We start from the raw sequence: 11380 nt of genomic DNA on the forward strand, positions 1-11380 counted from the left end.
CCTGTCATTCGAGTGGGCGGAAATTCAAGTGGCCTGCGGCAGGGGCAGGTAGCGGAAGGAACCCTGGGCCTGGGCGACGACGCGCCCGGCGGCATCGCGGACCGCGGCGCTGCACCAGGCGACGCTGCCGTCGTGCCGAACAACTTCGCCATCCGCCGTGAGCGTGCCGCGACCCGGCTGCAGAAAACTCGTGTTGAGGTTGAGCGTCACGGCGGTGCGTTCAAAGTCGAACAGCGACACGGCGGCACTGGCCATGGCGACGTCGAGCAGCGTGACCAGCACCCCGCCATGGACCGCGCCGATCACGTTGCCGACTTCCGGCCGCGGGTCGATGGCGACGCGGGCCCGGCCGGCTTCGGAGAACTCGCGCCGGGCGCCCAGCAGCCGCATGAAGGGCACCTGGGCGAAGACCTTGCGCCGGTCAACGACCGCCACGGGCTTCATGCGCGCACCCGCTCGCGCAGCACGTTCTTGAGCACCTTGCCGGCCGCCGACATCGGCAGCTCGGGCACGAAGCTGATGCCGCGCGGGCACTTGAAGCCGGCAAGGCGCTCGCGGCACCAGGCACGCAGTTCGTCCACGCTCGCGCCCGCGTCGCCGCTCATCACCACGACCGCGTGCACCGCCTCGCCCCAGCGGCTATCCGGTACGCCGATGACGGCCGCGTTCGCGACCCGCGGATGGCTGCGCAATGCGGCCTCGACCTCGGCGCAGTACACGTTCTCGCCGCCGCTGATGATCATGTCCTTGAGCCGGTCGACGATGAACAGATGGCCGTCGGGCAGCATGCGGCCGGCGTCGCCGGTGCGCAACCAGCCGTCGCGGAAGGCGGCGGCGGTGGCTTCCGGATTGCGCCAGTAGCCCTGCATGACCATCGGTCCGCGCGTGAGCACTTCGCCCACTTCGCCGCGCGGCAGTTCTCGGCCGCTCTCGTCGGCGACGATGATTTCCGCGCCGAGGCCCGCGCGGCCCACCGCGTTCAGGCGGCCCAGCGCGCGCGCCTCGGGCCGGTGGTTCGCGGGGAGGTTGATGCACACCGCGCCAGCGGTCTCGGTGAGGCCGTAGGCCTGGAAGAACTCCGCGTGCGCCCAGGCGGTGAGCGCCCGGTCGAGCAGGTCCGGCGGCATCGGCGCGGCGCCGAAGGCGATGCGGTCCAGGCTGCGCACACGCCCGGGCGTGAACGCAGGGTCGTCGAGCAGCGACTGCAGCATGCTCGGCACCACCATGATGTCGCTGATGCCGTGCGTCGCGATGGCCTCGATCACCGACGCGGGGCGGAACTGAGCCATCGTCACGCAGCTTCCGCCGACGATCAGCTGCCCCACGAGGCGGCCGAGCCCGGCGACGTGGAACAACGGCGCCACGAGCAGCGAGACCGAGTCCGGCGCGTTGTTGAGTTCGGCGCCGCGCGTCATCGAGGCGCTCCAGAAGTTCGCGTGGCTCAGCATCACGCCCTTCGAGCGGCCGGTGGTGCCGCCGGTATAGAGGATCACCGCGAGCGCGTCGCCGCCGGTGCGCGTGTCGGGCAGCGGAGCCAAGGCCGCGCACTCTTGCTCGAATGCGGCGAGTTGCAGCGTGGCGGGCGCGCCGTCCGGCACCAGCCGCGCGAGCGATTCGTCGACGAGCAGCAGCGAGGCTTCGCTGTCGTCCAGCGCGAAGGCCAGCTCGGGCGTGCTCCAGCGGATGTTGAGCGGACAGGCGATGGCGCCGAGCCACCAGCAGGCGAGCATGGTGCGCACCAGCCGGTCGCTGTTGGGCGAGAGCAGCGCCACGCGATCGCCGCGCGCGATGCCGCGCTTGGCCAGCGCGGCCGCCTGCCTGGCGATGCCGTCCGCCAGCTGCGCATGGGTGTGGCGGCGCGTGCCGGTTTCGCCGACGTGCGTCAGCGCCGTCTTGTCGGGATTGCGCTGGAGCGCGCGATGCAGGCCTTGGGTCAGGTACATGCGCCACAGCTTAGGCCGCGACGCGCACCGGACGAATGGCGGGAAGCGCCAAAGGGCTTGGCGGATCTGCTCAGTCCGGCGCGTCGGGGCTCAGCGCTCGGCGCCGTGCACCAGGCGGTACTCGCCCGGGGCCACGCCGGTCCACTGCTTGAAGGCGCGATGGAAGGTGCTGGCTTCCGAGAAGCCCACGCGGTTGGCGATGTCCAGCAGCGGCAGCGGCGTGTGCAGCAGGTACTCGATCGCGGCGTCGCGCCGCAGTTCGTCCTTGATCTGCTGGAAGCCGCGGCCCTCGTCGCGGAGCCGGCGGCGCAGCGTCTGCGGCGTCACTGCCAGCGCCTCTCCCACTTCCTCGAGCGAAGGCAGCTCGTCGCCGAGGCGCTTGCGCAGCAGCCGGCGGATGCGCTCGGTGAGGCTGCTGGTGTCGCGGTACTTGACGATCAGGTTGGCCGGCGAGCCGGCCAGGAATTCGCCCAGGCTCTGCGGCGACTGCACCACCGGCAGGTCGAGCCAGCGCGCCTCGAAGGACAGGCCGACGTGCGGCTGGCCATAGCGGACCGGCACCTGGTAGACGCGCGAGATGTCGGTGATGGTGTGCTCGGCCGTGTAGTCGACCGCCAGTACCGGGATGCGGCGCGCCACGAGCCAGGAAAAGGCATTGAAGGCCAGCAGCATGAAGGCCTTGATCGCGTAGTCCAGCCGCGCATCGGAGGCACGCCGCAGCACGAACTGCACATGGGCGCTGCCGTCGCCGACCGACAGCCGCGGCACGAAGTCCTTCAGCAGCAGGTGATAGCAGGCGAAGCCTTCCCGCAGGGCCTCGCCCAGCGTGGCGCAGCGCACCAGTCGCCGCATGCACTGGCCGAAGCTTCCGGGTGGCAACGGGTGGCTCAGCAGGCCCCAGAGTTCGTCGCGCAGCGCGCGCCGCAAGGCGCGGATCAGCAGCGCGTACTGGCGCTGCGAGATGCGCGCCAGCGGCGACTCCAGCAGCGAGGTCGCGATGCCCGCCCGGGCCAGCAGCGGGGCGGCGTCGAGTCCGCGATGCCGCACCCCCATCAGGATGCCATGGACCTGCTGGATGGCGATGGTGTGGTGGGTGAGCGTCATCGAGGTAGCGGCGGTGGCCCGCCCGATTGTAGGCAGCGCTGCCGCTCGGACCGGCGCCGGGCCGCCGTTTCAACCGATGGCGCCGGCCTCGCGCAGCGCGGCCACGGCCGATGGGTCGAGTCCGGCCTGGCGCAGGATCTCGTCGGTGTGTTCCCCGGCCCGCGGCGCCGGCCGCGGGGCGGACGGCACGAAGCCGGTCATCTTGACCGGACAGCCGAGTTGCGGTGTTGTCGCCGCCTCGCCCGCCACCCGCATGCCGCGCGCGCGGAAGTGCGCATGGTCCAGCGCTTCGTCAATGCGCAGCACCGGCGTCACGCAGCCGACGCCGTCGCGGAACAGGCTGCGCCAGTGCGCGAGCGGCCGGGCGCCGAAGATCGCGGCCAGCTCGGCGCGCAAAGCTTCCTCGGTCGCGGGGTCGCCGCTGCGATGCAGCGGCACGAGGTCGGGGCGCTCCAGGAGGCGGCACAGGTCGACCCAGAACTTCGCCTCCAGCGCACCGACCGCGACCTGCCGATCGTCGGCGGTCCGGTAGAAGCCGTAGCAGGCGAGCGCACCGGTCAGCGGTCCCTGGCCAGCCATCGGCACCTGGCCGTGCTGATTCAGGCTGGCCAGCGGCAGCACCGCGTGGGCCAGCACGCCATCCGCCATCGCGATGTCGACATGCCGTCCGCGGCCGCTGCGCGCGGCATCGAAGAGCGCGGCAAGAATGCCCGCCACCGCCGTCAGGGTGCCGCCCATCAGGTCGGCCACCGGCAGGTTCGACAGCGCCGGTCCGGCGGCGTTGCCGATCTGGTGGGCCACGCCGGCGAGGGCCGCGTAGTTCAGGTCGTGGCCCGGCGTGTCGCGCAGCGGTCCGGTCTGGCCGAAGCCGCTGATGCTGCAGTAGACGATGCGCGGATTGACGGCCGCGACCGCTTCGTAGCCGACGCCCAGGCGCTGCATCACGCCGGGCCGGAAGCCCTCGACCAGCACGTCGGCCTCGCGGCACAGGCGAAGCAGCGTGGCGACGCCCTCGGCGTGCTTGAGGTCGATGCGGATCGCGCGCTTGTTGCGGTTGACCAGCGCGCGCACCGCGGCGTTCGCGTAGTCGCCGGCGCCGGTGTCCTCGATCTTGACGACGTCGGCGCCGAGGTCGGCCAGGTGCATGGCGCCGAGCGGCCCGGGCAGCAGGCGGGTCAGGTCGAGCACGCGCACGCCTGCGAGCGGGGCGCCGGAAGCTGCGTTGGAAAGGGATTCGGTTGAAGAGGTCATGAGCAGCGCAATCTAGAGTGCGCGGGCCGCTGCCGCAATGGCGGCACCGGTCGCGCCGATTGGCGAAAAGCGTCAGTCCCCCTGTCTAGGGCCTGTTCACACTATTTCCGGGGTCGCGGAAATAGTGTGAACAGACCCTAGGCCATCCGATCCGATGACCAGGTGAACGTGGCTCTCCCGGCTGACCAGGAAGTGCGCCACCATCACGTCCCCGGTGGCCATCATCGTGGCGTGCATCTGGAACCACCGCATCTCGTCGGGTGAATGGCACGGGTACTCGCAGGTGAAGACCTTCCGGCGGCCGTGGATCACTTCGTCGAGCCCCTGGAGAATGTGCTGCGCCGACGCGTCGGCGCTGGCACTGCGGCAACACACCTCGAGATAGTTCACGCCCGGCCCGATCGCGGCCGCGCCGGGGTTGCCGTTGAGCTCGGCGAATTCGCTCCACGCGCGGTTGACGAACCGAATCACGCCGTGACGGTCGACGACCGCCACGATCCCCGCCAGCGCGTCGATCACGTCCTGCAGGGTCTTGTGGGTCGCACGGCTCAACAGCCTCGGCAGCGCCTGCGCGTCGTCCGGATCCTCATGTCGCGGCGCCTCGCCCGAGCGCCCCGGCGCTCGCATCGCTTCGGTCCCGGGCCGCGATGCCTCCGGCGCGCCGACCAGCGGAATCAGCACGTCCAGCACGGTGCCTCCCCCGGACTTGCCGTCGATCTGCAGGCTGCCGCCGTGCGCGCGTACGCGTTCGTGGATGCCGAGGATCCCGAACGCATCGGGCTTGCGCCGGTCCGCTGCGCCCATGCCCTGGCCGTTGTCGCTGACGCGAACCGAGACCGACGCCGGCGGCGCCAAGGCCAGGCGGATCTGCACCTCGCCGGCATGGGAATGCTTGGCGACGTTGTTGAGCGCCTCCTGCACGATGCGGTAAAGGCACAGCGCGATGGCCGGCGTTGCCATCAAGGCATCGGACACTTCTTCCGGCGCGTCGAGCTTGCAGGCGATGCGGGTCTGCTGGCCGAACTGGCCCACGAGCATCTCCAGGGCCGGCAACAGGCCGAGGTCTTCCAGCATCGGCGGGCGCAGGTCGTTGACGATGCGGCGCGTCGACGCGACGGCTTTTTCGGCCAGGTCGTCGATCCCGGCGACGTGCGGCAGCAGCGCCGGCGCCCGGGCGCCGAAGCGCTCGCCGATGACGCGCAAGTCCATGCGGATCGCGGCCAGCGTCTGCTGCAGGTCGTCATGCAGTTCGCGCGCGATGCGCTTGCGTTCTTCTTCCTGGACCCGATCCTGCGACGCGATGAGCCGCTGCATCACGACATGGGAGGATTCGAGATCTTCCTGCACCTCCCTGATGGCGGTGACGTCACGGCTCGCCACCACGGCGCCGACGATCGTGTCGTCCTTCGAGCGAATGGGCGCAAAGCTGTAGCTGCCGATCCACTTCTCGCCGCTGTCCTTGCGCCGCAGCCTGTATTCGACACTGGTTGCCGACTCCCCCCGCAGTGCCCGGTTGACCGGCCATTGCGCCAGCCGGGCCGGATCGCCGTTGGGCATGCGCAGGTCGAGAATCTGCGCGTATTCCGCCATGGTCCGTCGGCAACTGGCCTTGTCCGAAAACCGGTGAAACGACGCGAAGGCGTCGTTGAACTCGACCAGCCGGCCCTCGGTGTCGGAAATGACGACCGCGTCGCTCATGCTCGACAGCGCCGCCTGCAGCTTCGAGGCGCCGGCCCGGAGTTCTTCCTCGGCCTGCTTGCGTTCGCTGACATCGCGCAGGATCACCGTGTACAGGGGGCGGCCGCCAACGGACAGATGCGAGATCGCGCCCTCGATCGGGAACTCCACCCCGTCGGCCCGCAGCCCGACCAGATCCCGTTGCTGCCCCATCCGGCGCTGGGTGACCGGGTTGGCGCCGAACGCGTGCACGTGCCGCGCGTGAGCCTCCCGATACCGCTCGGGGATCAGGCGGCTCAGCGGCGAGCCGACCAGGTCGTCCAGCGCGCAATGGAACATCCTTGCCGCCGCCGGATTGGCCTGCACGACGATCTGGTGCTCGTTGGCCGTCAGGATGGCATCGACGGCCGATTCGAAGATCCCGCGCAGGCGGGCCTCGCTGACGGCCCGGGCATCCAGCATCCTGTTGACCTGCTGCGCCACCGATCGGATCTCGGGCGGTCCGGCGACATCGGCGCGGATCGTGTCCTCGCCGGCAGCGATCCGCACCGCGGTCTCCTTCAGGTGCGCGATGGGATTGGCGATGGCCGCGCTCAGGCGCCACGCCAGCACCAGCGCAAGAACGCCGAGCCCGAGGCCGATGCCGAAGGTTCGGTGGACGGCGGCCTGGTAGTCCGAGAGCACATCGGCTTCCGGGAGGCTCGCGGCCACCCGCCAGTCCACGCCGGGCAGGGTCAGGAAGCCGAACAGGCGCGCAACGCCATCCCGCCCCGTGGCGACGGACACGCCTTCCCGCGCGCCGCCGATCGGATCGGTCTCGCCGTCCCGGGGGCGCGAGCCGATGAAGGCCGCCGGGTCCGTCGAGCGAAGCAAGGTGGTCCGGGTCCGGTCCACGACCGTGACGAGCGCATTCTTCGGGATCGGGCCGAGCAAGCGGTCGCTGAGCGCCAGCAGATCGACGGTCATCACCAGTTGGCCCGTCCGCGATGTCTTCTCGTCGCGAAGGGGATAGCTCAGCGCCACGACCCATGTCCCCGTGCGCGGGTCGACGAACAGGTCGCTGGCCGCGAACCCGCCGGCCAGAGCGACCTGCTCGGCGCTGGCTGCGTCCGCAGCCGGCGCCGGTGGGAACGGACCCGCCGCATGGGCGCAGAGGATGTTCCCTTGTGCGTCCCGCACGGCGTACCCCCGGGCGGCGGGGACCAGCCGCACGAACTCCGCCACGAGCGGATCGCAGCGCTCCGGATCCATGGCCTTGACCAGGGGCCGGGCGGACAGCCGCTCCAGAACCGATGCGAACTGGTCGAGCACGCGTTGCAGGTCCGCGGCCGACCCGGCGGCGAGAAGCCGGACCTTCTCGTGTGCGGTATCCCGGATCCGATGGGCTTCGGCGGCAAGGACCGACGCCACCAGCACGGCCAGCGCAAGCATGACCCCCCCCGTCAGCAGGACGATTCGGCTGCGCAAGGACAGGTTTTCGAACCACGAAGCCATGGGACCTCTCGCCAAGTCGGATTTCGACGGCAGCTTCCGGAGCGCGCGACGAAGTTCGTCCTTTTAACGCAATCATTGAGCATGCGCATCTCGCGCACCTCGATCCGGCGCAAAGATGCGTCCAGGTCAACGAGACAACGCGGACGAGGTGCAGAGGTGAAGGTGCTGTTGGTCGACGATTCTGTGGCAATCCAGCAGAGCTTCGGTGCGCTGCTGGCCAGCGCATCGGACGTCGATATCGTGGGCTGTGCCGAGGACGTCGCCACGGCCCTGGCATCGATCGCCGCCAACCCGCCGGATCTCATCGTTCTGGACGTCAGGCTGCGCGGGCAGGACCGGGGCATCGACGTGCTCCGGCACGTCAGGCAGCATCACCCCGGCATCAAGGTCGTCGTCTTTTCCCAGTTCAACTGGACGTCGATGCGCAAGGCCCACCTGGATGCCGGCGCGCTGGCCTACTTCGACAAGGCGACCGAGTTCCAGCAGGCGCGGGACTGGATCGCCGAGCATTCGCGATCCCAGGCCGCGCCGCGGCCCTGAGACTCGCCATGCCCGCCCCGCGGCCCCCGCCTCGTTCCCCGCCACGCGCCCGTGCGAACCGGCCTCGGGCCCGGTCAGGCCGCCAGTGCCAGCGCGCCGCCGGCGCGCGACCTGGCGACCGAGGCGCCGGAATTGTCCTTGGCGGGCGCCCGCGTGCCCTGCGCGAAGCGCCGCAATGCGGCGAGGTCGAGAATCTCCACCTTGCGCTGTTCCACCTTGACCAGCTGCAGCGCGGCCAATGCCGCGAACGATCGGCTGATCGTTTCGTGGGCGACGCCCAGGTAGCTTCCGATGTCGCGGCGCGTCATCAGCAGGCGAAGGCATCTGGCCGATTGCCCGCAGGCCGCCATCCGCTGCGACAGGTGCACCAGGAATCGCGCCAGCCGCACCTCGGCCGCGACGGCAGCCATCATGTCGGCCAGTTGGGTCAAGTCGGTCATCGCGCTGCCGACGGCGCGCATCACGCCGCGATAGAAGTCCGGCAGGCCTTGCGCCAGCGCATAGAAGTCGGGCAGGGCGATGACGTAGACGCTCGCGTCCTCCAGCGCCACCGTGGCCATCCGATGGCGATCGCCGGACAAGGCATCGCAGCCCAGCAAATCGCCGCGGCGAGCGAATCCAAAGACCTGCTCGTAGCCGTCTGCGGCGGTATGGAAGGCCTTGAAGGTTCCTGCGCGAACGACATAGATGGACGTTGCCGCGGCGCCCTCGAAGAACAGCGACTGGCCGGCCTGCAGCCGGCGCACGGCAAGAGGAATTTCCGGCGTCCGCCGGCCCTCGCCCGCGACGACGCCGAGGAGTTCGAGCATCTCGTCCACGACGCTGCGCTCGGATCGCTCGACGCCGGCAAGCCGCAGGCGATCGGCTGGGACACGCGAATGCACATCGAGCGCGGGAACGTTGTTCATCGGGAGGCTCCAGGATTGCGCCGACGACCGGATGTCGGAGGCGGAAAGAAGCTTGCGCCCGAGCGCCTCCTGTTGAGAATAGGCCTGATGCTCCAGGATAGATCAGCTCTTTCTTCATTGTTTCCGGAGTTGCCCTACGTCGCGTTGGGAATATTCCTAATGACATAGTGCCAGTCGAACTGTGGAGGCCCGATCCCGTTCCTTGCCATCCATCGCTTGATATTCGCCCGGAGAACTGTAACGATGTCCCTCTAAGCTGCCTCCGAACAGGACAAGGTATGCAAGAACAAGAAGGACCCGGGACCCATGCGAGCGACCGGGCGGCGCCCATCGAAGCGCCGCCGGGGCCAGGCGCGCGCGCGATCCGCATGCTCCTGGTCGACGACCACGCGATCGTCCGGGAGGGCCTGAAGCGCGTGCTCGACCCGCTGGGCAACGGCTGGGAGCTGACCGAAGCGGTCACGGGCTTCCAGGCGCTCGAGCTGCTGCGGGAGCGCGCGTTCGACCTGGCGCTGGTCGACCTGTCGATGCCGGGGATGACCGGCCTGGAACTGGTCCGGCGCATCAAGGCCGAGTTCGCGGCCGTGCGCGTGCTGGTGCTGAGCATGCACGCGCAGGAGCAATACGCGCTGCGGGCCTTCAAGGCAGGCGCCAACGGCTACATCACCAAGGATGTCGCAGCGGCGGAGCTGGTCGGTGCGGTGCGCAGGGTGGCGGCGGGTGGCGCCTATGTCACGGCAAGCCTCGCCGAGCAGGTGGTGAAGCAGCTCAACGGCATGTCCGAAGCCCCGCGCCACATGCTTCTGAGCGACCGCGAGATCGAGGTGCTGCGACGCATCGCGGCCGGGCAGCGCCTGACCGACATCGGCGACGCGCTCCACCTGTCGGTGAAGACCGTCAGCACGCACAAGACGCGCATCCAGGAAAAACTGCAGGTCTCGAGCACGGCCGAGCTGGTGCGCTATGCGCTGGAAAACCGAATCGACGAAGACGCATGCCTTCAGGATCATCCGTAGCCGAACAACAAGACGAGGTCGCCATTGAACCCCTGCCCTCAGGAAAAGGAGTTGCCATGCGCACTCTGACCCTCCGACTCGCGCGCACCCTCGTGCTCGCGGCCTCCCTGTTCTCGCTGCTGGTCGGTGCGCAGCAGGCGCAGACCTTTTCCCGGGAGCAGCTCGACCAGATGATGGCGCCGATCGCGCTGTATCCGGACGAATTGCTGTCGCAGGTGCTGATGGCCGCGACCTATCCCGCGGACGTCGCCGATGCCGCCAAATGGTCGAAGGCAAACAAGGACCAGAAGGGGGACGCGGCGCTGAAGCTGGTGGCTAACCAGCCCTGGGACCCGAGCGTGCAGTCGCTGGTGGCGTTTCCACAGGCTCTTCAGATGATGGGCGACCAGCCCGACTGGGTGCAGAACCTCGGCGACGCCTTCCTCGCCTCGTCCAAGGACGTGCTCGACTCGGCGCAGCGGCTGCGCACGAAGGCTCAGCAGACCGGCAACCTGAAGAGCTCCGAGCAGCAGAAGGTCATCGTCGAGCAGGAGCCGCAGACGCAGCAGACCATCATCAAGATCGAGCCGACGAATCCCGAGGTGGTGTATGTGCCGGCCTACAACCCGACGGTCGTGTACGGCGCCTGGCCCTACCCGTCGTATCCGCCGTACTACTACCCGCCGGCGCCGTATTACTACCCCGGCGCCGCGCTGGCCACGGGCATCGCCTTCGGTGTCGGCGTGGCCGCCACGGCCGCGCTCTGGGGCAACTGCAACTGGGGAGGCGGCAACGTCAACGTCAACGTGAATCGCTACAACAGCGTCAACGCGAACCGGCAGCTCAATGCCAGCCAGACCAACTTCCAGCACAACGCGGCCAATCGCCGCGGCGTGCCGTACCGGGACTCGGCGAGCCAGCAGCAGTTCGGGAAGAACGTGGGCGGCGCCAACCAGCGCAACGACTACCGCGGCCGCGATGCGGCGCAGGGCGGGGCCCGCGACGCCCAGCGCCAGCAGGCGCAGTCCCAGCTGCAGCAGCGGGGCATGGACCCGGGCCAGGGCCGCGACCAGCTTCGCAACGATCCGGGGACACGAGATCGCGCGCAGGCCGCGGCCGGAGGCGCCGGTCGCGATCGAGCGGGTGCAGGGGCCGGTGACCGTGCGGGCGACCGCGCCGGTGACAGCGCCAGAGCGGGAGACCGCGGGGGAGCGGGCGACCGAGGCGGGCCGGGCGGGCGCGGTGGCGCCGACCAGGGGCTGTCGCGGACCGGCGGCGGCGACAACGCCTTGCGAGGCGCGGGCGATGCCGGTGGACAGGCCCGCCAGCAGGCGAGTCGTGGCGATGCGAGTCGCCAATCGATGGCGCAAAGCCATGGCGGCGCCGGTGGCGGCGCGGCGCGCACGAGCACGACCGGAGGGGGCGCCCGCGCGAGCACGGGCGGCGGCGGCGGCGCCCGTCCCAGTGC

Annotated in this window: 9 protein-coding genes; 3 read left to right on the forward strand and 6 right to left on the reverse strand. The window is 69.9% G+C overall.

All coding sequences use genetic code 11. From position 1 onward, the window contains the following. Nucleotides 1-24 precede the first annotated feature (24 nt). The 5 genes from AC1DYD_RS36265 to AC1DYD_RS36285 form a co-directional block, all read right to left on the reverse strand. Nucleotides 25-444, reverse strand: coding sequence for a PaaI family thioesterase (locus AC1DYD_RS36265; protein ID WP_478177571.1), 420 nt, complete (start codon nucleotides 442-444; stop codon nucleotides 25-27). Continuing rightward, entirely contained in the window at nucleotides 441-1943 is a 1503-nt protein-coding gene (locus tag AC1DYD_RS36270) for a class I adenylate-forming enzyme family protein (RefSeq protein ID WP_478177572.1), read from the reverse strand. The genes AC1DYD_RS36265 and AC1DYD_RS36270 overlap by 4 nt, the downstream gene beginning before the upstream one ends. Before the next feature lie 90 nt (nucleotides 1944-2033). Continuing rightward, the gene (locus AC1DYD_RS36275) at nucleotides 2034-3047 is read right to left on the reverse strand and encodes an AraC family transcriptional regulator (RefSeq protein ID WP_478177573.1); all 1014 of its coding nucleotides are present in this window, start codon (nucleotides 3045-3047) and stop codon (nucleotides 2034-2036) included. Between the two features lie 69 nt (nucleotides 3048-3116). Next, on the reverse strand, nucleotides 3117-4298 hold the full coding sequence (locus AC1DYD_RS36280) for a CaiB/BaiF CoA transferase family protein (RefSeq protein ID WP_478177574.1): 1182 nt from the start codon (nucleotides 4296-4298) through the stop codon (nucleotides 3117-3119). 96 nt (nucleotides 4299-4394) lie between these two features. Continuing rightward, the gene (locus AC1DYD_RS36285; RefSeq protein ID WP_478177575.1) at nucleotides 4395-7406 is read right to left on the reverse strand and encodes a PAS domain S-box protein; all 3012 of its coding nucleotides are present in this window, start codon (nucleotides 7404-7406) and stop codon (nucleotides 4395-4397) included. A 219-nt stretch (nucleotides 7407-7625) separates the two neighbouring features. Here AC1DYD_RS36285 and AC1DYD_RS36290 point away from each other — a divergent pair, with 219 nt between their 5' ends. Next, complete coding sequence (locus AC1DYD_RS36290; protein ID WP_478177576.1) at nucleotides 7626-8009, forward strand: response regulator; 384 nt, start codon at nucleotides 7626-7628, stop codon at nucleotides 8007-8009. A gap of 74 nt (nucleotides 8010-8083) precedes the next feature. Here AC1DYD_RS36290 and AC1DYD_RS36295 read toward each other — a convergent pair whose 3' ends face one another. Continuing rightward, nucleotides 8084-8917, reverse strand: a complete 834-nt coding sequence (locus AC1DYD_RS36295) for a Crp/Fnr family transcriptional regulator (protein ID WP_478177577.1) — start codon at nucleotides 8915-8917, stop codon at nucleotides 8084-8086. Nucleotides 8918-9195: 278 nt separating this feature from the next. On the opposite strand from AC1DYD_RS36295, the gene AC1DYD_RS36300 reads away from it, so the two are divergent. Both AC1DYD_RS36300 and AC1DYD_RS36305 read left to right on the forward strand, forming a co-directional pair. Continuing rightward, complete coding sequence (locus tag AC1DYD_RS36300) at nucleotides 9196-9933, forward strand: response regulator (RefSeq protein WP_478177578.1); 738 nt, start codon at nucleotides 9196-9198, stop codon at nucleotides 9931-9933. Between the two features lie 56 nt (nucleotides 9934-9989). Beyond that, the coding region (locus tag AC1DYD_RS36305; RefSeq protein ID WP_478177579.1) for a DUF3300 domain-containing protein at nucleotides 9990-11380 on the forward strand (1391 nt) is incomplete at its 3' end.

Source organism: Variovorax sp. P4_B11 (assembly GCF_056402355.1).

Excerpts from the sequence above, each read along its gene's own strand:
- AC1DYD_RS36270 (WP_478177572.1), bottom strand. The coding sequence starts at position 1,943 with ATGTACCTGACCCAAGGCCTGCATCGCGCGCTCCAGCGCAATCCCGAC.
- AC1DYD_RS36300 (WP_478177578.1), top strand. The coding sequence starts at position 9,196 with ATGCAAGAACAAGAAGGACCCGGGACCCATGCGAGCGACCGGGCGGCG.
- AC1DYD_RS36275 (WP_478177573.1), bottom strand. The coding sequence starts at position 3,047 with ATGACGCTCACCCACCACACCATCGCCATCCAGCAGGTCCATGGCATC.
- AC1DYD_RS36295 (WP_478177577.1), bottom strand. The coding sequence starts at position 8,917 with ATGAACAACGTTCCCGCGCTCGATGTGCATTCGCGTGTCCCAGCCGAT.
- AC1DYD_RS36280 (WP_478177574.1), bottom strand. The coding sequence starts at position 4,298 with ATGACCTCTTCAACCGAATCCCTTTCCAACGCAGCTTCCGGCGCCCCG.
- AC1DYD_RS36265 (WP_478177571.1), bottom strand. The coding sequence starts at position 444 with ATGAAGCCCGTGGCGGTCGTTGACCGGCGCAAGGTCTTCGCCCAGGTG.
- AC1DYD_RS36285 (WP_478177575.1), bottom strand. The coding sequence starts at position 7,406 with ATGCTTGCGCTGGCCGTGCTGGTGGCGTCGGTCCTTGCCGCCGAAGCC.